Origin of the sequence: Pontibacter ummariensis (assembly GCF_900188175.1) — a bacterium.
GTDB lineage: Bacteria > Bacteroidota > Bacteroidia > Cytophagales > Hymenobacteraceae > Pontibacter > Pontibacter ummariensis.
Genome location: NZ_FZOQ01000004.1, coordinates 210,944 through 232,231 on the forward strand (window position 1 = coordinate 210,944; position 21,288 = coordinate 232,231).

Genomic DNA, 21,288 nt, shown 5'->3' on the forward strand with positions numbered 1-21,288 from the left:
AGAAGATGGAAGAGAAAACACCCACATTTGATCCGAACCAGGGAACCGAGCAGCACAGGGCAGGTAAAACCGACAAAAGCAGGCGCCGGTTCTTTAAGCTTTTAGGTGGCGGTATAGCCGTTACGTTTGTGCTGCAGGACGCCTTTGCCCTTTTGTCTGATTCCGGAAGTGCTCCTTCTCCGCGTAAAGCTTTTGCCGATGAGGTGGATGCTTGGCTGCACATTGGCGAAAACAACAAGGTGACGGTGTACACGGGGAAGGTAGAAGTGGGGCAGAACATCCGTACCTCTCTTGCGCAGGTGGTGGCAGAGGAGTTACAGCTGCCGATCGGTTCTATCGACATGGTGATGGGGGACACAGCCCTTACCCCTTACGATGCCGGTACTTTTGGCAGCCGCACGACCCCCAGCATGGGCCCGCAGCTGCGCAGAGCTGCCGCTACGGCCCGTGAAATTGTTTTGGACCTGGCAGCAAAGGAGTGGAACACCGACAAGCATACATTAAGCATATCGAACGGCCAGGTACTACACCCTGGCACAAATGAGTCGAAAACATTCGGAGAGCTCACCAAAGGAAAAGAATTCCTAAAGCCTCTTGCCGGTGACGTTCCTTTAACACCAGCAAGCGCCTGGAAAGTGGCCGGAACCTCTGTGCCTAAAGTAAACGGCGAAGAGATCCTGACAGGGAAGCACAAGTACGTGTCGGACATGAAGCTTCCGGGTATGTTGTACGGCAAGGTGCTACGGGCACCTTCCTTTAAAGCCAGTCTTAAAAGCGCTGATCTCTCGGCGGCCAAAGCCCTGCCGGGTGTAGTGGCCGTGCAGGAGGGAGATTTTATCGGGGTGGCAGCCCCGGACCCCCAGACCGCTGAAAAGGCGATCAAGGCCATCAAAGTGCAGTGGCAGGAGGTGCCACAACCTTCTCGTGCGGAGTTGTTCTCCTTTTTAAAAGAAAACGCTTCGGGTGGTGGAGGGAGAGGAAGTACCCGGAAAGGGAGCATTGAAAGAGGAATGAACACGGCTACCCAAAAGCTAAAAAGCAGCTACACTGTCGATTACATTGCCCATGCGCCCATGGAGCCGCGTGCTGCCCTGGCTCAATGGGAAAACGGCCACCTGACGGTATGGACGGGGACGCAGCGGCCTTTTGCTGTTCGCGATGATCTTGCCCGTGCCTTCGGTCTGCCGCAGGAAAAAGTGCGGGTGCTCATGCCTGACACAGGTTCTGCCTATGGCGGGAAGCACACTGGCGAGGCGGCCCTGGAGGCAGCCCGCCTGGCTAAGGCCGCTCAAAAATCGGTGACGCTTACCTGGACAAGAGAGGAGGAGTTTACCTGGGCCTACTTCCGGCCGGCAGGGCTGATAGAGGTGTACAGTGGAGTAACAGAGGATGGCACGCTTACCGCCTGGGAGTTTCAGAACTATAATTCCGGGGCATCCGGCATACATACGCCTTACGTGGTGCCTCATCAGCAGATTCAGCATCATCCTGTCGATTCCCCCCTGCGGCAAGGGTCCTACCGGGGGCTCGCTTCCACGGCCAACATTTTTGTAATAGAATCTCAGATGGACGACCTGGCCAACCTGGTGGGCATGGATCCTCTGGCGTTCCGGCTGAAGAACCTGGACGAGCCGCGCCTGCGGGCAGTTTTTGAGGCCGCCGCCAAAGGCTTTGGCTGGGGCAGCGCGAAGCCTGCTCCCAATCACGGTTTTGGCGTTGGGGGCGGTACCGAGAAGGGCGGCTTTACAGCAACCTGTGCCGAAGTAGCCGTAGACCCAGGCTCAGGCGAGGTAAAGGTAGTCCGCACAACGACGGCCTTTGAGTGTGGTGCTGTGGTGAATCCTGCCCACCTCGATAACCAGATTTTGGGTGCCATTGTGCAGGGGCTGGGAGGCGCTCTGTTTGAGGCCGTTGACTTCGGGAACGGCAAAATCCTGAACCCTCACTTTGCCCAATACCGGGTACCGCGTTTTAAGGATACGCCCGCCATAGAAATTATTCAGCTGGATAGAAAAGACCTGCCCTCCGCCGGAGCGGGTGAGGCACCCATCGTGGGCATAGCCCCCGCTATCCGAAATGCCATCGCCCAGGCAACAGGCATCCGCCTCAAGTCGCTCCCGCTTGTACCCAAAGGCATGAAAGGTATGCTCGGGAGCCGTTAAACAGCAACAGAAGTTTTTTTTCTTACATGGAGAGTACATATACAGTTACGAATAACCCACTACTGCAGGGCATCAAAGTGATTGGCATCGGGAAACATGGCAGTAAGCCTTTGCCCGCAGATCAAATAGAAGCCATTGCCGCTTATTTGTCCGAAGAAAAGGAGGTGCCGATCCAAAAAGGTGCTTTTTACGGGTCCTTGCTAGCGAAAGGCCCGACAGCCGAAGAGCAGCGCTTGCTACCTGAGGCAGGCCAGGATGCAGAAGTCATCTACAACATGCTCTGTGCTGATGCACCCGCTCGTATGCAAGGGATTGGCCTGAAGTTATTGCGCAAGCAACACCTGAGCCCTGACGAGGCACGGACCCTGGGGGAGTTCCTTTTCTCTGATGAACCAGGAGAAACCTTCAGGGGCATGGCCGCCAGCATGCTGCGCATGCGCTACGAAACAGATGAGGAGTACCAGGGGCTGATGGAAGCAGCGGTCTCCACTTACAACCCCGCTTTCCGGGAAGCGCCATCGCTTCAGGAAAGGGTGATACAGCTGGCAGAGCCCTTTGATGGGGTAGAGCACTCGTTTATGATCACGCCTATCCTGGGAAGGGTGTTTCAGCAGGAGGGCTATCCTGTCGTGGTCACGATGGGCAGGTCTGCCGGGCCAAAGTACGCCCTGAACACCCTGGATCTATACCAGGAGCTGGCGGGGCAATTCATGCAGCAAAACAACGATTTAACGCTGGCGGCCCCTGAATACGGGTGGGCCCTGGACCAGCGGCTACTTTCTCCGGCTTTAGACCAGTGGGTAAACAGGCGGCGGCTGCTCTTTAAGCGTCCTTTTCTGGCAACCCTCGAGAAGGTACTGAACCCCTGCCAGGCAGATATCCTGGTTACGTCTGTGTTTCACATCACGTATATCGAGAAGATGATTACACTGGCGGGAATGGCCGGTTTTACAGGAGTGATTGTTTTGAAAAGGGGACTGGAGGGTTCCCTGGCGCCCTCCATTGCGAAGGCCAGCGGGATTACCTGTGCCGTGCGCCAACAGGATGGCAGTTTCCTGACACAGTCCTTCGAAGCAAACCAGGAGGCTTTCAGTACTTACCGGGCAGAGGCAGACGCGCTTGTACAAGACACAAATGCAGAGATGAATGCCCAACTTATCCGCCAGTTCCTGAGCCAGGGCTTTACCGGGGAGGAGGACTTTGATAAAAGGGTAAACCTGGCCATCGCCCTCTACCGGCAGGGCCTGGAATGGATTCAGCAAAACTGGCCTGCAACTACCTGAGCCGGGTGTTTATTTGTCTAAAGCTATGCCGAAGCATGCAAGGGGGAAAAAGTGTTATTGTGCCTGCGCGATGGTCCCTCTGTTGCTGCTGAGCAAACTGATTGTTCCCTAAGTAAATCCTACACCACTTTTCTGCAGTAAAACTTGTTCCTTTGCTGTATAATTAGCTATGAGAATATCCTCCTATACCAAGTTCTCCTTGGTTTTACGCACGTGGTAACTCTGTTAAAAGAAGCTGTTTCTATGGAAAGTTTACGAGAGGTGATGCTTGAAAAAGCAGGGCTCACAGCGGAGCATTACGCCCAGTTGACCAAAGTGGGGAAGGTGGTATACCTCCCCAAAAAGGAGTTTCTGATACAGGCAGGCACCACTTGCTCATTTATTGGCTTTGTGGAGGAGGGCCTGTTACGCTCTTTTATTTACAAGGAAGGCGAGGAAGTCAACCTTGACTTCTATCTAAGCGGTTCTTTTGCAAGTGCCTATACCAGCTTTTTGACCCAAACACCTGCCAATGGCACCATTCAGGCGTTAGCAGACGCAAAAGTATTTCTGATCTCCTATGCAGACTACCAAAACCTGTTGAGAAGCAGTGATAGTTGGTACAGGTTCGGGAAGTATGTATCCGATACCCTCTTTATCCGGAAATGTAAAAGAGAGACGTCTTTATTGATGAATTCTGCGCGTGAGCGGTACGAGTTACTGTTGCAGAGTTATCCGAACATAGAGCAGCTTGTGCCGCAGTATCATATTGCCTCTTATCTCGGAATTAAGCCGGAGTCTTTGAGCAGGATGAAATCCTTAACATACATCAAGGCATGAGAGAGAGGGATCTCCCAACTTCGTGGCTGGAAAATAAACATGAGCCATGATAAAGTTAAAGAGGATTCCTTTACTCTTATGTGCCGCGCTTACCCTGGCAGGCATCATGATAGATGCTAGGGCACAAAGCCAGATAGCACGGAAAGACCTGCTTCTGGCAGACCTGAAGGAAGAACGAGTTTCATCAGTCAGGGTAGTTGAGGTCAGGTTTCCGGGTGGACAAAAAGCCCCCTATCATAAGCATCCCTGCCTGGTAGTGGGATACATAGTGGAAGGAACCTGCCTGCTGCAAGTTGAGGGCAAGCCAACACAGGTCCTGAAAGCCGGTGACGCCTTCTTTGAGCCAGCAGACACCCCCATTATCCATTTCGATAATTACTCGCAAAGCCAACCCTTGCGATTCATCGCTAACTATCTGCCAGACGGGGAAAGCGAACTGATAGAGCTGTTGCCGGAAAAGGAAAAGTAACCCTTTGTTGACGCTGGGATTGATCGCAGGGCAATGGGTGAATTTTTTGCAGGAAGACGTATGCTTCCCCAACTCCAGGGGAACATCGCATCTACCCTAAGGTAAACAAAAATTGAGGTCTACTAATGTCCGCTGTATACCATCAAGAATAATCTTTAAAAAATTAAATCAATAAACTTGACTTTCCGTAAAGCACTATTAGCTTTGTAACACAAAGTACTTTAATATGAATCAGCAGCAAGACCAGTTAGCCACTCTGCACGAGATCCGTAACATCATGGATCGCTCTTCCCGGTTTATTTCGCTTAGCGGACTTTCAGGAATTTCGGCGGGGCTAACTGCACTTGCCGGGGCAGCTGTGGTGCAGTGGTACCTGGGTGAGCATAATATCGCTTACCGTGGAAACGCCGACATGCCGCTTCACCAGGAGGCTATCCTGTTTTTATTAACGGTGTCGCTGGCTGTGCTGGTCGTAGCGCTTGGGCTGGCCTCTTTTTTTACCATCCGCAGGGCACGCAGAAACAAGCAGCGCATCTGGGACGGGAAGTCACAGTGCTTGCTGGTAAACCTGGCTATCCCGTTGGCAGCAGGCGGTATATTTTGCGCTGTGCTGCTTTACCATAGTATTTTGTATTTAGTTGCACCCGCTATGCTTGTTTTCTATGGGTTGGCCCTGATCAACGGCAGCAAGTATACGTTTAGCGACATCCGGTACCTGGGTATTTGCGAACTGGTGCTGGGGCTGTTGTCCAGCTTCTTTGTGAGCTATGGGCTGCTGTCGTGGACGATAGGGTTTGGCGTGCTGCACATTGTGTATGGCGCGCTGTTGTACTTTAAATACGAACGATAAACACCCTTTGAAAACGTTTCTTGAAAATATAAACAAGGCCTTTGAGAGCAGGGTGCGCCTTGGCATTATGTCGGTGCTGATGGTAGAAGAGAAGGCTGATTTTAACACCCTGAAAGAAACCCTGCAGCTAACGGACGGCAACCTGGCCAGCCACTTGCGTGCCCTTGAAGAGGCCGAGTACCTGCGCGTGGAAAAGCAGTTTGTAGGCCGCAAGCCGAACACGACTTACCACGCCACAGAAGTGGGGCGGGATGCTTTTAAAAGCCACCTGGACGCACTGGAGCAGCTGATTTTAAGTAACCGGCAAGGCGATTAATTTTTTTTTGCAGTCATACTTTGTAATTCAAAGTACTTTAATGGAAAATGAGCAGGTAGTGTGATACGAAAACCTAAAAACCATGATGGCGCAAAACAATGTACGAGACAGCTGACCTCCTGAGTCTCTTGTCATAAGTGTCTGCAAGGTGCTGAGTTTAACAGGCCTGCATGCTACGATACTGAAAGCATTAACTAAACCGCTAAAATAAAAGAGCCATGCGCGACGAAATACTTTCTAACCTACACGACCCGGGGCAACTTGAGAGGCTGTACCGGGCAAACAAAGCTGACTTTAAGCAGGAATTCAGCAGCGTCTACCCCCAACTAAGCGGAAATGTGCTGGCTGATTTCTGGCACGAAAGGCTGAATTACGATTCTGATGCTATTTCCTGGGGATCCAGAAAAGAGTTTCTGTTTGTGGCAATCGCAGCTCTGGTGGCAGGCCTACTGGCCAAACTGCCCGCCATCTTCCCGATCAGCGAGGAAGTCTTTTACCCTCGGAATAGCAGCTTTCTGGTGTTCCCGTTTTTAGCAGCCTACTTTGCCTGGAAAAACAAGCTGGCTGTAAACCAAATAGCCTACCTCACTGGGGTCATAGTCGTTTGCCTGGTCTACATCAACTCCCTGCCAAATACCCCTGTAAGCGATACCCTGGTTTTAGCGTGTATCCATCTGCCCTTGCTGCTATGGGTCATACTTGGGGTGTCGTTTGCCGGTGATGAGCTTAGCCACTATCAGAAGCGCCTCGACTTCCTGCGCTTTAACGGCGACTTGGCTGTAATGGCAGCACTGTTGGTCATCGCAGGCGGATTGATGACGGGGATCACCCTCGGGCTGTTTTCGCTGATCGGGTTTGAGATTGAGGAGTTTTACTTTGAGTACGTGGTGGCTTTCGGTTTACCCGCAGTACCCATCGTGGCTACTCACCTTACCCAGACCAATCCGCAACTGGTAAACAAAGTGTCGCCTGTGATTGCAAAACTGTTCAGTCCGCTGGTTTTAGTCATGCTGGTGGTTTATCTGGGGGCCATCGTTTTTTCAGGCAAAGATCCCTATAACGACAGGGAGTTCCTGCTACTGTTCAACGTGCTCCTGATCGGGGTAATGGCCTTGATCTTCTTCTCCGTTGCCGAAAGCTCAACCAACGAAAAGCCTGTTTCGGGCACATGGGTATTGCTGCTGTTATCCATCGTTACGGTGGTCGTAAATGGGATTGCCTTGTCAGCTATTTCCTTCCGGATTTCGGAGTGGGGCATCACACCCAACAGAGTGGCAGTTCTTGTTGGCAACCTCCTGATGCTGGTACACCTGCTGCTCGTAACAGTGATGCTATACAAAACAGCCAGGCAAAAAGCAGCCCTTACCGAAGTAGGGAGATCGATCGTGCTGTACATCCCGGTTTACTTTGTCTGGATTGTTGTGGTGGTTTTCCTCTTCCCCCTGCTTTTCGGTTTTAAGTAAGATTCAGCCCTCATTTTCAGGAAACAGAAGAGCAGGAAATAGCAGGTACTAAAGAATTTTAATCAACATCATAAAATTATAAAGTAAGGAGACACAGTTATGGAAAAGACATTAAATCCTTTGAGCATTATCAGTTGGATATTTGGTCTGGCTTTTTTTGCAATCGGTGTAGTGAACACCTTTTGGGGAAACGACCCCGGCTTTGGCGTTTTTATAATGCTACTTTCTCTCGTTTACTTTCTTCCGGTAAATGCTATGCTCAAGCATAGGTTCGGTTTCTCAATCCCAAGAATGAGAATAGTAAAGATCCTGTTGGGCATTTTTATCCTTTGGGCAGCGCTGGGTGTGGGTGAATTGTTCGAGAAGATAGAGCTGATGATGCATGCTTTATAAGACCTAAAGAGCTATTAAATAAACCATTACTATAAACATAAAAAGTTATGATGACACAGAACAAAAGACTTATCGGTATTGTGCTCGCAGTGGCCTTTCTCTTGCTTATCCCACTCATAGCCATGCAGATCACAGACGAGGTGAACTGGACCCTGTCCGACTTTGTGGTGATGGGTATCCTGTTGCTGGGCACTGGCCTCAGCTGTGAGCTTGTCCTCCGGAAGGTAAGGAATGAAAACAATGCCCTCGCTATCATTGGCGCTATTCTGGCCTTGCTCTTCCTCGTTTGGGCTGAACTTGCAGTCGGTATCTTCGGGACACCCTTCGCGGGAAGCTAAACTGTTAGGCCATGAAAAACTACGTGATGCCTTTGCATATTATCAGCTGGCTGTTTGGTACTCTCGTGCTGGTGGTCGGTATCCTGAATATGTTTCTGGTACACCCCGTACCGGGAATAGCTTACCTTCTGCTTTCTCTGGTTTACTTTCCTCCAGTGAATGCCCTGCTCCAGTATCGGCTCGGTTTCTCGGTTCCGCTTGTCGTCAAAATCGTACTGGGCATATTCCTGATCATGTTCACCTTAGGGGTGAGTGACCTCGGAGACATGATTGACTGAGCGGCTTGTTCAGATTTATGTAGTGGCAAGACCGGTTCTTTGAAGAATGCTTTATCTCTTCTTCAATCTCTGGGCAAGCTGCACGTGTTCCAGCCAGACCAATGCGAACAGGCTTTCTTTTAGGCATTTAGTTACGCTGGCAAGCGCCGACAGATCGTACCCTATTTTTTTTGTTCTTGCACTTTGTACTACAAAGTTCTTTTTAAAGGAAGCGGCAGGACAATCAAAACATCACAAGCTTTAAATAGCAGGACAAATGAAACTGGAAATAAAGAATATCTCCAAGACCTATCCGAATGGGATCCAGGCACTAAAGGATGTAACGCTCAGCATTCCGAACGGCATGTATGGCCTGCTTGGCCCTAACGGGGCCGGCAAGTCCACGCTCATGCGCATTTTGGCCACGCTGCAGGAGCCGGATAAAGGGAGTATCCACCTTGGCGAACTTGATATAGTGCGCCAGAAAGAAGAGGTGCGCCAGACGCTGGGCTACCTGCCCCAGGAGTTCGGGCTCTACCCAAGGGCGAGCGCGGAGGAGCTGCTCGATCACTTCGCGGTACTCAAGGGTATTACCAACCGCGCGTCCCGCAAAGAAGTGGTAGCCGGCTTACTGCGGCAGACCAACCTTTGGGACAAACGCAAGCAGAGGCTGGGGGGCTACTCGGGCGGCATGCGGCAGCGCTTCGGCGTGGCCGTGGCACTGTTGGGCAACCCGAAACTGTTGATCGTGGACGAGCCGACGGCAGGACTGGACCCGGCCGAGCGGGTGCGCTTTCTGAACCTGCTGAGCGAGTTAGGTGAGCGCAGCGTGGTGATCCTCTCCACCCACATCGTGGAAGACGTGTCGGAGCTGTGCACCAACATGGCCATCATCAACAAAGGGGAAATACTGCTGGAAGCGCAACCCCTGCAGGCTATGGCAGCGCTAAAAGGCAGGATCTGGCGCAAGCTAATCGAAAGGAACACGCTTCCTTATCTGGAGCAGGTGCACCAGGTTATCTCCACCAAACTTCTCAGCGGGCGCACCATGGTCCACATCTACAGCGAAGAAGTGCCGGGCAAGGGCTTTGAGCCGGTGGAGCCCGACCTGGAGGATGTTTACTTCAGCACCATGGCAGGCTATTACAGTGCCCACACAGAGCAGGAGGTGGCACTATGAAGTTTTGGGAGATCTTTCGATTTGAGTTCAGGTACCAGCTGCGGCATGTTTCGACCTGGCTTCTGTTTGCCGTATTTCTTTTATTCGGTTTCGTAGTCCTGAGAATTGTCACTCTTGCTGATAATACTTACCTGAATGCACCCAGCACAATCGCATTCTTTACTGTCTTCGGCAGCGCGATATGGGTTATGATAAGCGGGGTTGTTGCAGGCGATGCTGCGACACGAGACAGGCAGACACGGATGCATCCGCTTACCTATACCACACCCCTAAGCAAGTTAAGCTACTTGGGTGCACGGTTCCTTGCCGCCCTGGCCCTGAACGCTTCGATGCTGTTGATGCTTTATGCCGGGTTCCTCCTGTCTTTTTACGGCCCGGGTGCAAAGACCCAGTATATCGGAGCGTTCCGTCTCGGGTCCTACCTAACCAACTTCTGTTTTCTGGCCTTGCCAACGGTTATCGCCGCTACAGCTGTCCAGTTCTCTGCTGCTGCCTTAAGCGGCCGGGCCATCGCGGGTTATATCGCCAGCATTGCCATTATCATCTTTTCCCAGTTCGGCGGCACAACGGTGCGGTACATGCTGGGGTGGAAGGTGCTCGGTAGCCTGATGGACCTACTCGGCACCAGTGTTGTTGCGGAAATGGAAGGGTGGACGCCGATCGATAAGAATACCCGGTTAATCGTATTGGAGGGAACATGGCTCTGGAACCGCCTCGTGTGGTTTTGCATCTCTATAGGGGCGCTTACCTACACGTATTTCCGCTTCCGGTTGGCCCACATCATTTCCAAGAGTGGATTGTCCGGTCTTTTCACGCGCCGGTCAGATGCGGTGCGTTCGGCCTCGCCATCTGCTTCAGCCCCATGCCTTACAGCCTGCAATGCAACCAGCGCAACCGAAGTACCGGGTATTAGGGGATCTTTTGTACCCTCCACCTATGTACGCCAGGTGCTTGCTGTTGCGGGGGCATCCTTTCGGTCCGTTGCCATGAGCCGGGGCGGGCTCACGCTTATAGCGGCTTTAGCTATCGGCACAGGGCTTTTTGCGGCGGAATACATGGAATTTTATGGCGTTCCGCTGCTTGCCCGAACCCAGGAAGTTTTAAGAGGGTTAACCCCGCCCCTGAGTAGCTACCAGACACAGTGGATCATCATTCCCTTGCTCACCATTCTATACGCCGGCGAACTTGTTTGGCGCGAACGCGAGGCAGGGCTGCATGAACTTACCGACACGACGCCCGTGCCTGAGTGGGTCATGTTTCTTGGCAAGTTCACGGGGCTCGCACTTGTTGTCACCACTTGGGTAGCCTTTCTGCTGGTGGCGGGAATCATCAACCAGCTTGTGATGGATTATTATCATTTTGAGATCGGGGTATACCTAAAGGCGCTCTTCGGAATACAACTCACGGACTACCTTCTCTTCGCCCTGCTCGTCCTCGTGATACACGTGCTGGTGAATCAAAAATACCTCGGGCACATGGTGGCATTCTGCGTGTATGGGTTCATCCTCTTCTCCTCCAGGCTCGGGGTGGAGCATAACATGCTGGTGTATGGCTCCGATACGGGATGGGCTTACAGTGATATGGCTGGTTTTGGTCCCCTTATAAAACCGTGGTTATCATTCAAACTCTACTGGGCAGCCTGGGCGTTTTTACTTGGCGTGGTAGCGACCCTGTTTTGGGTGCGAAGCAAAGAAGGCGGGTTCTCCACCCGATTCCACCTGGCGCAGCACCGATTTCCTAAGCACAAAGTAACCCTGCCGATAGCCATGGCGCTTGTGCTCGTGTCAGTTGGGTTCATATTCTACAACACAAACATCTTAAACAACTATACCAGCACAGCAGACCGGATGGGAATGCGCGCCGAATACGAGCGACGCTACGGGCAGTACGAAAACATACCGCAACCAGCACTGGTGAGCACTAAGTTACAGGTGGAGATTTACCCCGACGATCATGCTGCTGCTATACAGGGCAGGTACCAGCTCGTGAATAGAAGTAAAGCCCCTATCGATTCTATTCATTTATCTACCATTCCGCACCTCGGAATCTCTGGAATTACCTTTGACCGGGCGGCTAGCCCTGTTGTGCTTGACGATCATCTCGGTTACCGGATCTACACGCTTAAAAAAAGGCTTGCCCCCGGCGATTCTCTACAAATGAGTTTTAGTGTTCAAATCAAGCCGCGCGGCTTTAGTAACGAAGGAGTGGATGCCTCCATCGTTGCGAATGGTTCTTATATTGAAAGCGACTGGATGCCGGTTATTGGCTACAATGGTGATCGGAGACTGCGCGAAGCGCGTGATCGTGAAAGATATGGGCTGGCTCCGCGTCAGGCAAGGCCCTCTCTTGATGATATGGCAGCGCGCTATGATGCACGCCATGCGGAGCATATGGACTTTGAAGCGGTTATAGGCACCAGCAAGGGACAGGTAGCTGTGGCACCAGGCGTGCTGCGCCGTACGTGGACAAAAGGAGGCCGCCGGTATTTCCATTATGCGACGGATGCTCCGATTCTAAACGAGTACGCTTTTTTCTCTGCAAATTATGCTGTGCGTGAAGCGCAATGGGTACCACAGCCAAGTCGAACAAAGCTTATACAGGTACCTGAACGCACTGCGAAACCGGTTACGATCCAGATCTTTTATCATCCTGCACATGACACCAACATTGAGCGTATGGTAAAAAGCGCACAAGCATCCCTGGACTACTACACACGGGAGTTCGGGGCTTACCCATACAGTCACTTCCGGGTTCTGGAGCGACCGGGGCCCGGCCGCGGCATGCATGCAGCGCCTATGACGATCGATTACCAGGAAGGGTATTCCCTGATGAATCCGAAGCCTGCTGGCCTCGACCTCCCATATCACATCATGGCGCACGAAGTGGCGCACCAGTGGTGGGGATTTTACCTGTCGCCCGCAGCGGTTGAGGGTTCCGGTTTACTCGTCGAAAGTTTGGCGACATATGCTGCCATGCAAGTGGTTGAGGAAACACTGGGCTATGAGCATCTGCTCCTCTATTTGTCCCAGATGCGAGAGGAGTATGAGGTGCCCCGCTCTCGTGCGGCACCTCCATTGCTCCGGGCCAACAACAGGTTTATGAATTACCGCAAGGGTCCCTTTGCGCTCTTCGCACTGAGGCATTACATCGGGAAAGATAAAGTTAACAACGCGCTCAGAGGATTACTAAGGGACTATACACCTAGCCCTCCCTTGCCCACCACCCTTGATCTATACCAAGAGTTGCAGACACAGACACCCGACTCACTCCACTACCTGCTGCGCGACCTTTTTGAGCAGAATACCTTCTGGGAGCTGGAAACGGAGCAGGTTACAGCAAAGCAAACCAAAGCGGGCAGTTGGGAGGTAACCTTAGACGTTCAGGCACGCAAAGTGGTGGTCGACAGTGCGGGAACAGAAACGCTCATCCCGCTGGATGACTGGGTAGAGATTGGCGTCTACGCAACCACCGCAGAGGGTGAGGCCTTAGAGAAGACGCTCTACCTGCAGAAGCATCGCCTAAAGTCCGCTAAGCAGAGAATCACCGTGACGGTGCCCTACGAACCTGCCCGTGCCGGCATCGATCCCAACCACCTGCTCATCGACTTGAACATGACTGATAACATGGAAGAGGTGAAGGTGGCGAGGTGAGCACAAAAACAAGGACAGGTACAGGACACGAAGGGGGCGTAGCTTAAAATGGAGGATCAGAAACGTTTAACGTAAGCAGAATAAACTACCTATGAGCAGTATCCTTAGCAGGTGCAACTCTAATCCGGCTATAGCGACAACAGTGCCTTCTTCATTCTGCTGACAGTTATATGAAAATAATATGTGCTCACTGTGTCTTCTTAGCCATCAGCTCTTTTGTGTATGCGCAGTAAGCAAAGCAATACCTCAATATTGCAAAGAGGCAGCTGAGGTCGCAGCTGCCATCACAAAGGAAGCCTTCCATAATGTTTCCTACTTTGGAGGTAGCTATGAAGCGGCGAAGAAAGCACTTGATGATAAATAGCGTCGCGGTGGTACGCGAAAGGTACAATTGAAGGACTAGTGTTCTTCAGGTTCCATCTTTAAGTTGCACGCCAGGGGCTGGCTTTTATCATAAGCTCTGGTTTTTTTGCTGCTAGCGCCTGTACAGGAGTTGTTGGTAGTAAAAGAATCGAGGACTGATCAGCAATCCGCGCATTGCCTTATCCTTCAGGTAGTCCAAGTGTATTCATCACTACCCAATTACAAAGCGGTTTTCCACAATCAAAATTTCACAGTAATAGAACTGCCTTCGCACTTTGCGTTGGGGCTCCAATTGCCTTTGGCTATACTAGATCCTGATAGACGAAGACGACATACCAGTAGTTTCCGCTTGCCATTTCTGAAACAGGATCATTAATTGCGTTTAAAGGTGGAAAGTCTTTTTGACTACAAAAGATATTATATATGTTTGTTGCATATTTAAGCGCTAGAATTTCAATGCGTTACCCCTGTAGTAAATTAGCTTAGCATTTAGCAAGCATACTGTTGTATTCATAATATCCTCGTAAATCAATGACTCCTGAGCAAAAACTCAGATTCTTCGATAAGGTCGCCAAGCTCTCGCCAGACTTGATATGCTCCCTTGACCGCAGTCTTCGTTTTACTTTTGTAAGCGATGCGTGCCGCTCCATTTTGGGCTATGGAGATGAGGAACTAGTTGGGCAACGCTTCACCGACTTTCTGCTTCCACAAGACTTTGCCAACACCAGAGAAATCGCCCAGCTCTTAGTGCAGGAAGGCGGACTGGATGATTTTACTCTTGCCCTTGCCCATAAGAATAGACACCAGGTTTACCTAAAGTGGTCCGGAAGTTGGTCTGAAGAGGACGAAGCGTACTTTTTTATTGGTCGGGATGTCACAGGGGAAAAGAAGGCGCAACAAGCGTTACGGGAGAAGGACGAGCTGTACCGGGTTTTAGTAGAAAATGGAGCGGACATGCTCTCCATGCTGGATGCAGAGGGCAACTTCCTTTATGCCAACAGCACCTTTATCAAGAAGTTCGGATTCCCCCCAGAGGCTTTTGTAGGTCAGAGTGCTTTTTCCTTCATACATCCAGAGGACGTTGATAAAGCCTATGCTGCTCTGTCAGTGCTTTTGTCTGGCCAGGAACAGGTCTGTATGCCTGAGTTTCGCTTTAAAACAGCGGATGGCAGGTGGCGGTGGGTGGAGGCTATTGTAAGTAACCAGCTCCATAACCCAAGTGTGAAAGCACTGGTAGGCAGCTCTCGCGACATAACCGAGTGGGTTGAAAACAAGCACCTGCAGGAAGAAAGGAAACAGCGGTTTAAATCTTTGTTTGAGAGCCACGTGGACGCGGTCATCTACCAGAACCGAGAAGGGGTGGTTATTGATGCTAATCCCGCCACGCTTTCTATGCTTGGTATGCAGAAACAGGACTTGCTCCATAGACCCTTTACAGACTTTCTTCCTGCTGAAGCGGTTCCTATGTGCCAAAAGACGCTTCAGGAGGCTTTACTCGGAACCCCTGTCAGGTTTGATATAGCCATGGACTTAGAGGAGGAGGGAGCAGTGTTCTTTGATGTCATCAAGATTCCGGTAAAAGTAGAGGAAGAGACGGTAGGGGTGTACAGCATTTTCCGGGACATTACAGCTACTCATCGTGCCTATCGGGTTATTGAGAAGCAGGCAAAGAAGATGGAGTCTATTTTTGAAAGTATCACAGACGCTTTCTTTACCCTGGACAGGAATTGGTGCTTTAGTTACGTGAACTCGGTTTTCGCAAAGCATGAGGGGTATGGCCGCGAGGAGCTTATCGGAAAGAACATCTGGCACCTTTTCCCGGACATCATATCCTCAGACTTTCATCAGTTCTGTAAGGAGGCTATTGAGAGCGACACGGCCAGGTATTTTGAGGAAAGGTACGCTCACAACGGCAAGGTCTATAGGTTTAGCGTGTACCCTTCTGAGGAAAGCCTTTCCGTTTTCTTTACCGATGTCACGGAGATACGAAATACAAGAGAAGAATTGGAAAAGCTCTCGTTGGTAGCAAGCAGTACGACCAACGGGGTTGTTATCTTAGGTCAGGACAGGAGAATAGAGTGGGCAAATGAGGGCTTTACCAAGATGACGGGGTATAGCCTTTCAGAGGCGGTAGGCAGGCTCCCTATCGAAATGCTTTACCATGAGCAAACGAACATGGAGGTTCTACGCTCTGTGAAAGAACAAATGCTGGAGGGCAGGTCCATCGCCTTTGAGGTACTGAACCGAAGAAAGGATGGGGAGGACCTGTGGCTGTTTGTGAAGGCAAACCCTGTTTTTGATGAGCGTGGGGAATTGGTTCGCTATGTGACTGTTCAAACGGACGTGACCGAGCTAAAAAAGTCAGAGCTATCACTTTCTGAGTCAGCAAAGGATTTGTACCGCCAGAACCGGGACCTGCAGCAGTTCACTTATATCGTGTCTCATAACCTGAGGGCCCCGGTGGCTAATATTTTGGGCCTGTCGAAAGTTTTGGCAAGTGGGGACATGGATTCCAGCATGTACGAGGTGGTTGTAAAGAACCTGGAGGAAAGCGCTGGCCGCCTGGATACGGTTGTACGTGACGTTAACACGATTTTGTCGGTTCGGGACAGCAAGCACACGCTGGAAAAAGAGCAGGTGTGCCTGGCGGAGATTGTACAGGAAGCTTGCAGGAGCTTGCAGGAACCCTTAAGCAAGTGCGGCGGGAGCATCGAGATAGATATAGAGAAGGAGGTGTGCGTGAGCGGGAACAAAGCCTATCTCCACAGCGTCTTCTATAACCTGCTGTCAAATTCCGTTAAGTACCGGTCAGAGGAACGATTGCTACGGGTGCACGTAAGTTGTTACCAAAGCCCGGAAGTGGGCAAGGTCATTGTGTTCTCAGACAATGGCTCCGGCTTTGACCTTACAAAGGCAGGTAGCAACCTGTTTAAGCTATACAAGCGATTCCATGAGGACAAGAAAGGCAGGGGGATAGGCCTGTACCTTGTGAAGACACATGTGGAGGCCATGGAGGGGAGAATTGAGGTGGACAGCCAGCCTAACATCGGAACCCGATTTTCAATCTACTTAAGTTAATATCACTAGTGCACTCTTATATTATCGATGACGACCACGTAAGTATTTTTTTAACAGAGCGGGCTTTAAGAACAGAGGGGGTACCTAAGGTTACTACTTTCCTGTCTCCTAAAGAGGCCTTGAGCCAACTGGTGCAAGAAATACCGGACAAGCTCCCGGACTTTGTGCTACTGGACCTGAACATGCCTGCCATGAGCGGATGGGAACTGCTCGATGCGCTCGACCCATATGAGGAGGAGATCTCCGGAAGTACCCGCATCTACATTCTGACCTCCTCTTTGGACCAGGAGGATGCTATTAAATCAAAGGACTACAGTTTAGTGCATGGCTTTATTCACAAACCCCTGGACCGAGAGGATGTGAAGTCTATTCTGGCACAAATCGAAGAGGACAGGGCGTGACAGGCAACTGAAAGTTGCTGTAGTACTGCTATGCCCCCTGTTGAAAGGCAGTTGAAACACGGTGTTCAGGAGTACTACAATTTGTTCAGCTTGCGCCTTCTGGTAACAGGGGCTGGTTTAACTCGAAGTCATACAGGGTAAGGCGGCGGAGGTTATAATAGGATGCCCAAAAATCCCACAGGGAGCTGATGTAGCGGCGCGTTGCCTTGTCTCTTTCCTCCGTGGCTACGTTCAGGTCCAGTATGCTGATCTTGCCATCCAGGTAGCGGGACCGGGTGATGGTGTAGCGCTTTTCTGCAATTTCATCAGCCCGCTTTGCCCCAAGCATTTGTTTCCGGAGAACCTTAAAGCGCTTGACGTTCAAATAAATCTCCTGGTCGAAATTAACCTTTTGCTGCTCTACGTTTGCCCGTACCAGCGTCTGGTTCGCCTTGGCAGTTCCTATCCGGGAGGCGGAGCGGTCCCAGTCCATCACGGGTAAGTTAAAGCCCATCCGGATGCGTTGCTGTTGGGCAGGGTCATGGTAAACCTCCTGAATCTCCAGGGCCTGTTGTGTCAGGCCAAAGGAGGCAAACAAATCAGCCCGGAACCCTGTCTCGCCCTTTGCCCGAGCCATGCGCATGTCCGCCTCCAAAAGCTCTCTTTTAAAGCCAATGACTCTTTGCCTGTTTTTGTGCGCCTGTTCCAGCGCCAGGTCCTCGTTTACTTCAAACTCGGGGATCTCGTACGGCGGCACCAGGGTAATCGGGGCTTCATCTGTGATGCCCAGGTACATTTTTAGTTTTAGGGTGTTAGACTCTACGTCCAGCGTGGCTTGTTCCAGGTTCTGCTCCGAGTTAATCATGGCGAGTTCCATTTGCAGCAGCTCGTTTTCAGGGATTTTACCCTCCTCAAACCTGCCCTGGGCTACCTTGTAGAGGGTTTTGTTGTTGGTGACGTTCTTCTCTGCTATCTGTAGGCTTATCTGGCTTAGGAGGAGCCTGAAGAAGTGGTCTGTGGCATCCTTGGAAATCTCCTCCATCTCCTCCCAGTAGTCCCGCTTTGCTTCTTCGTATCGGAGGGGGGCTATTTTTCTGTCCCAGGCCCGGTAATTGAAGCTGAAAAAAGGCTGGTTCAGGGTGATGGTGGCAGGAATGGAGGAGTACCTGGTCTGGTTCTGCTCTGCCTGGAAGTCATCCAGCCGTTTTACCTGGGAGTTGATGGAGATGTAGCCTCCTGTGAACCAGATCTCCTGTCCAAGGGAAAGCTGCAGGGAGGAGTTGGCATTATGGGTGTTTATAAAGATCAGGCTGCCGTTGTCTGTGAGGCGCGGCTCTATGGTTTTGTTGAACTCCGGCAGCACTCCGCTGAGGTTTAACTGCGGGTAGAAGTTGGAGCGGTATGTCCTGTACTGCCATTTTCTGTTTTCCAGCAGCACCGAGGCATAGCGGTAACTAGGTGATTGCTCCTTCGCCAGTTCAATTGCAGACGGAAGCGTTAATATACGGGCACGGGCAACCGGCTCTTCCTCAGCCAAAGCCTTTGGGGAAGCTTGAAGGAAGAGTAGTACTTGTATAATGGTAAGAAGAGATGGTCCCTTCACTTTTGTACTCGGAAATCGGAAACTATCGAAAATCATCCTCTGAAGGTGGAGCCTAAATAACGTAGACTTTAAATATACGAAAAGCCAGATTACAATCAAAGCAGTATAAAACAAGCTGAAGTATTGCCAATTTAGCAATGATTTTCGGCACAAGGAAGGTCTTCTTAAAGGAAGTTCTGTTTTTAGCACACAGGGGCATCACCACTTTCTATACCACTAAGGTGCGATTGAAATGCGTTATCTACATCGACACTGAACACACTATCGAACCTTATCCACCATGATTTAGCGGCTCTGGAAGCTTGTTTTTAGGCTCATAGCAGCTTAGGTTTTGCAAAGTTTATATTGATAAGGCGATGTGACTATTATGTTTAGATTTGTATGCAAGCCTCTGTTGCGTTATTAAACAGGGGAGTAGTAGTCACAAAGCTAGTTAAGCCAAACCAGCAATAACTAAGGCTATAAGGCTACGTAACGAGATGATTGAAAATACACTCACAACTCATGAACGCACCTCAACCAGGCTGGGAGAGTTTTGTAAACAGGTTTCCTGATCCTATCGCCCGTTACGATAAGCAGTACAAGCATCTGTTCATTAACGAAGCCATTGAAAACGAAATAGGGATGCGGTCGTGTGACGTGATCGGGAAGAGCAACCGTGACCTTAGGATTCCCAATGATGACGGCTTGCTAAATGAGCTAGAGGCAAAGATCAGATCCGTTTTCGAAACCGGCAAGCCTGAGGTCAACTACACTGAGCACCAGTTCCCGAACGGGACACGCTACTACTACATGAAACTGATCCCTGACTTCCATGAAGGGGAAGGAAACGGAGTCAGGTCTGTATGGGCCATTACCCGTGACGTCACGCACCTAAAACAAACCGAGCTAGGACTGAAGGAGGCGGAGGCAAGCCTGCGGACGCAGAACGCCGAGCTAAGCCAATTGAATGCTGACCTGGATACCTTCTTTGACACAGTCAGCCATGATTTGTACGGGCCGTTAAACAATGTCAAAGGTTTGGTAGAGGTGCTCAAAGATGCCGGCCAGGAAGAAATAGCCAGTGTAACTCAGATGCTGGAGAGCTCCGTGCAACGGTTTGATGAGGTGCTGACAGGGCTCACAGAAATCGTGGAGCTGAAAAACAAGCACGGGCAGGCCAAGGAGGTGGAGCTAGACGATGTCTTTAGAGTTGTTCAAGCCGAGCTTAAGAAAGTGATTGACCAGACGGGCACTACGTTCAGCACTAATTTCTCTGAGTACCCGACTGTGCACTTCCCCCGGCCGTACCTGGAGAGCCTGTTCCGAAACATGATCAGCAATTCCATCAAGTACAGGTTTGAATCACGTGCTCCGCATATTCATATAGAGTCCGGTTTGTCAGAGGGTTGTGTTGTGCTTCAGTTTGAAGATAATGGGATGGGTATCAACCTTGAGCAAAACGGTAACAGGATATTCAAGCCTTTCCAGCAGCTCGAAAGCAAGCGGGAAGGAAAAGGGATGGGCCTGAGCATCGTGAAAAATATTTTGGAGCGGAGTGGCGGCAGGGTAGAGGTGAAGAGCGAGGTAGGTGCAGGCACTACGTTTACTTGCTACCTTAACCTCACGTTGTAAAGAGTCAAGGGGGATCGGGCTCTTTCCTGCTAAACGCGGGGGAAACCTATCGAACCAAAAAAGCCGCTCCATCTGATGTGGAGCGGCTTTTTTGCTGTAGTAGCCCGTAGGGGAATCGAACCCCTGTTACCAGAATGAAAATCTGGCGTCCTAACCCCTAGACGAACGGGCCGTTCTGTCTGATTGTGGTGCAAATATAGCGGGTGTTTTTTTATCCGCAATAAGCTTTCCCAAAAGTTTTTTCAGATGATCAGGATCTTGCTGAATGTCAGTCAGAAAAATTTCAGATGGGTCATGGGCCTTGCAATTATAAACCAATAGGGGCTTCTTGCGTTAGTATAATTCAATTGTTAGAACAGGAAAACTACTGCATTGCATGGCAAAGAACCTACAATATGAAGGCGTGAAACCAGAGGCTTTTGAGCAGCTGAAAGGAAAACTAAGAACCTATGGCATCGACCTGAAGGAAAACAAAGGCAGCTTCAGTGAGAAGGGCGTGTCCGGCAGCTACAACTATGACCCCCAGACAGAGGTGTTGCGGCTGGATGATTTGAGCGTAGGCTTTCCGGCCAGCATGATGGTGAGCCTTGACTCCCTGCAGAACCGCATGAATGAGTTGATGGTGCAGCATGGCGCCAGGCCCCTCTAGCGTTGAGCAAACACTTTTAGCCCGACACCACGTATACCTGAATAATTTTAGAAAAAACGTAAGCTGAAACTATGGAAAACAATACCTCCCAAAACCAAAACAATAGTAACTCTAATTCAAACCAAAAAAAGCAGGGTGGCGAAAACGTGCTTTCTGTTATTCAGCCCCATGACATGTCACGTACCGTGGAGTCTGCCATGCACGTGTTTCAAGGCCGCCCGGAGAAACTGCCTGACCTGATGCAGGATGTAGGGCACATTATACTAAAGGCAACCAAGCGCTTTTCAACTACTCAGTTGATTATAACTGCAGGGGCACTTACAATCGGAGCTATCCTGCTTTCGCGCTACAGCCCGAATCACGATAACAGCGATTACGAATAAGCGAGCGCGGCGTTAACTCATGAATGTATAAGCCCCCG

The 21,288-nt window shown here is 50.7% G+C and carries 18 protein-coding genes and 1 tRNA gene; 17 read left to right on the plus strand and 2 right to left on the minus strand.

Features of this window, described 5'->3' with window-relative positions:
* Positions 1-5 precede the first annotated feature (5 nt).
* The 14 genes from CHB92_RS06445 to CHB92_RS06510 all read left to right on the plus strand — a co-directional run bounded on the left by CHB92_RS06445 (position 6) and on the right by CHB92_RS06510 (position 17,022).
* Entirely contained in the window at positions 6-2,162 is a 2,157-nt protein-coding gene (locus CHB92_RS06445) for a xanthine dehydrogenase family protein molybdopterin-binding subunit (protein WP_089318367.1), read from the plus strand.
* Between the two features lie 26 nt (positions 2,163-2,188).
* The gene (locus tag CHB92_RS06450) at positions 2,189-3,445 is read left to right on the plus strand and encodes a hypothetical protein (RefSeq protein ID WP_089318368.1); all 1,257 of its coding nucleotides are present in this window, start codon (positions 2,189-2,191) and stop codon (positions 3,443-3,445) included.
* Positions 3,446-3,688: 243 nt separating this feature from the next.
* Positions 3,689-4,264 carry a Crp/Fnr family transcriptional regulator gene (locus CHB92_RS06455; RefSeq protein ID WP_089318369.1) on the plus strand — a complete coding sequence of 192 codons (576 nt, stop codon included), beginning with the start codon at positions 3,689-3,691 and terminating at the stop codon, positions 4,262-4,264.
* Positions 4,265-4,310: 46 nt separating this feature from the next.
* Positions 4,311-4,733: a cupin domain-containing protein gene (locus CHB92_RS06460; protein ID WP_089318370.1), complete on the plus strand. Its 423-nt coding sequence runs from the start codon at positions 4,311-4,313 to the stop codon at positions 4,731-4,733.
* A 226-nt stretch (positions 4,734-4,959) separates the two neighbouring features.
* On the plus strand, positions 4,960-5,583 hold the full coding sequence (locus CHB92_RS06465; RefSeq protein WP_089318371.1) for a hypothetical protein: 624 nt from the start codon (positions 4,960-4,962) through the stop codon (positions 5,581-5,583).
* A gap of 7 nt (positions 5,584-5,590) precedes the next feature.
* The gene (locus CHB92_RS06470) at positions 5,591-5,899 is read left to right on the plus strand and encodes a winged helix-turn-helix domain-containing protein (RefSeq protein ID WP_089318372.1); all 309 of its coding nucleotides are present in this window, start codon (positions 5,591-5,593) and stop codon (positions 5,897-5,899) included.
* Positions 5,900-6,117: 218 nt separating this feature from the next.
* Positions 6,118-7,362: a DUF4153 domain-containing protein gene (locus CHB92_RS06475; protein WP_089318373.1), complete on the plus strand. Its 1,245-nt coding sequence runs from the start codon at positions 6,118-6,120 to the stop codon at positions 7,360-7,362.
* Between the two features lie 99 nt (positions 7,363-7,461).
* On the plus strand, positions 7,462-7,755 hold the full coding sequence (locus CHB92_RS06480; RefSeq protein WP_089318374.1) for a hypothetical protein: 294 nt from the start codon (positions 7,462-7,464) through the stop codon (positions 7,753-7,755).
* Positions 7,756-7,802: 47 nt separating this feature from the next.
* Positions 7,803-8,093, plus strand: a complete 291-nt coding sequence (locus CHB92_RS06485) for a hypothetical protein (protein ID WP_089318375.1) — start codon at positions 7,803-7,805, stop codon at positions 8,091-8,093.
* 11 nt (positions 8,094-8,104) lie between these two features.
* Positions 8,105-8,371, plus strand: a complete 267-nt coding sequence (locus tag CHB92_RS06490) for a hypothetical protein (protein ID WP_089318376.1) — start codon at positions 8,105-8,107, stop codon at positions 8,369-8,371.
* A 256-nt stretch (positions 8,372-8,627) separates the two neighbouring features.
* A complete protein-coding gene (locus tag CHB92_RS06495) occupies positions 8,628-9,530 on the plus strand; it encodes an ABC transporter ATP-binding protein (protein WP_089318377.1) in 903 nt (300 codons plus the stop codon).
* Positions 9,527-13,180 carry an ABC transporter permease/M1 family aminopeptidase gene (locus CHB92_RS06500; protein ID WP_089318378.1) on the plus strand — a complete coding sequence of 1,218 codons (3,654 nt, stop codon included), beginning with the start codon at positions 9,527-9,529 and terminating at the stop codon, positions 13,178-13,180. Before CHB92_RS06495 ends, CHB92_RS06500 begins: the two co-directional genes overlap by 4 nt.
* 894 nt (positions 13,181-14,074) lie before the next feature.
* Positions 14,075-16,621 carry a PAS domain-containing sensor histidine kinase gene (locus tag CHB92_RS06505; protein WP_089318379.1) on the plus strand — a complete coding sequence of 849 codons (2,547 nt, stop codon included), beginning with the start codon at positions 14,075-14,077 and terminating at the stop codon, positions 16,619-16,621.
* Between the two features lie 8 nt (positions 16,622-16,629).
* Positions 16,630-17,022 carry a response regulator gene (locus tag CHB92_RS06510; protein WP_179222974.1) on the plus strand — a complete coding sequence of 131 codons (393 nt, stop codon included), beginning with the start codon at positions 16,630-16,632 and terminating at the stop codon, positions 17,020-17,022.
* Positions 17,023-17,107: 85 nt separating this feature from the next.
* On the opposite strand, the gene CHB92_RS06515 is transcribed toward CHB92_RS06510, so the two are convergent.
* Positions 17,108-18,538 carry a TolC family protein gene (locus tag CHB92_RS06515; RefSeq protein ID WP_179222975.1) on the minus strand — a complete coding sequence of 477 codons (1,431 nt, stop codon included), beginning with the start codon at positions 18,536-18,538 and terminating at the stop codon, positions 17,108-17,110.
* A gap of 570 nt (positions 18,539-19,108) precedes the next feature.
* Here CHB92_RS06515 and CHB92_RS06520 point away from each other — a divergent pair.
* Entirely contained in the window at positions 19,109-20,218 is a 1,110-nt protein-coding gene (locus tag CHB92_RS06520; protein WP_089318382.1) for a sensor histidine kinase, read from the plus strand.
* Between the two features lie 100 nt (positions 20,219-20,318).
* On the opposite strand, the gene CHB92_RS06525 is transcribed toward CHB92_RS06520, so the two are convergent.
* Positions 20,319-20,390: transfer RNA gene (locus CHB92_RS06525), tRNA-Glu, on the minus strand.
* Positions 20,391-20,594: 204 nt separating this feature from the next.
* Here CHB92_RS06525 and CHB92_RS06530 point away from each other — a divergent pair.
* Both CHB92_RS06530 and CHB92_RS06535 read left to right on the plus strand, forming a co-directional pair.
* On the plus strand, positions 20,595-20,867 hold the full coding sequence (locus tag CHB92_RS06530; protein WP_089318383.1) for a hypothetical protein: 273 nt from the start codon (positions 20,595-20,597) through the stop codon (positions 20,865-20,867).
* 71 nt (positions 20,868-20,938) lie between these two features.
* Positions 20,939-21,250, plus strand: a complete 312-nt coding sequence (locus CHB92_RS06535) for a hypothetical protein (RefSeq protein WP_089318384.1) — start codon at positions 20,939-20,941, stop codon at positions 21,248-21,250.
* Positions 21,251-21,288 lie beyond the last annotated feature (38 nt).

Coding starts and splice junctions, on each gene's coding strand:
- CHB92_RS06445 (WP_089318367.1), top strand. CDS start 6: ATGGAAGAGAAAACACCCACATTTGATCCGAACCAGGGAACCGAGCAG.
- CHB92_RS06450 (WP_089318368.1), top strand. CDS start 2,189: ATGGAGAGTACATATACAGTTACGAATAACCCACTACTGCAGGGCATC.
- CHB92_RS06455 (WP_089318369.1), top strand. CDS start 3,689: ATGGAAAGTTTACGAGAGGTGATGCTTGAAAAAGCAGGGCTCACAGCG.
- CHB92_RS06460 (WP_089318370.1), top strand. CDS start 4,311: ATGATAAAGTTAAAGAGGATTCCTTTACTCTTATGTGCCGCGCTTACC.
- CHB92_RS06465 (WP_089318371.1), top strand. CDS start 4,960: ATGAATCAGCAGCAAGACCAGTTAGCCACTCTGCACGAGATCCGTAAC.
- CHB92_RS06475 (WP_089318373.1), top strand. CDS start 6,118: ATGCGCGACGAAATACTTTCTAACCTACACGACCCGGGGCAACTTGAG.
- CHB92_RS06480 (WP_089318374.1), top strand. CDS start 7,462: ATGGAAAAGACATTAAATCCTTTGAGCATTATCAGTTGGATATTTGGT.
- CHB92_RS06485 (WP_089318375.1), top strand. CDS start 7,803: ATGATGACACAGAACAAAAGACTTATCGGTATTGTGCTCGCAGTGGCC.
- CHB92_RS06490 (WP_089318376.1), top strand. CDS start 8,105: ATGAAAAACTACGTGATGCCTTTGCATATTATCAGCTGGCTGTTTGGT.
- CHB92_RS06495 (WP_089318377.1), top strand. CDS start 8,628: ATGAAACTGGAAATAAAGAATATCTCCAAGACCTATCCGAATGGGATC.
- CHB92_RS06500 (WP_089318378.1), top strand. CDS start 9,527: ATGAAGTTTTGGGAGATCTTTCGATTTGAGTTCAGGTACCAGCTGCGG.
- CHB92_RS06505 (WP_089318379.1), top strand. CDS start 14,075: ATGACTCCTGAGCAAAAACTCAGATTCTTCGATAAGGTCGCCAAGCTC.
- CHB92_RS06520 (WP_089318382.1), top strand. CDS start 19,109: ATGAACGCACCTCAACCAGGCTGGGAGAGTTTTGTAAACAGGTTTCCT.
- CHB92_RS06530 (WP_089318383.1), top strand. CDS start 20,595: ATGGCAAAGAACCTACAATATGAAGGCGTGAAACCAGAGGCTTTTGAG.
- CHB92_RS06535 (WP_089318384.1), top strand. CDS start 20,939: ATGGAAAACAATACCTCCCAAAACCAAAACAATAGTAACTCTAATTCA.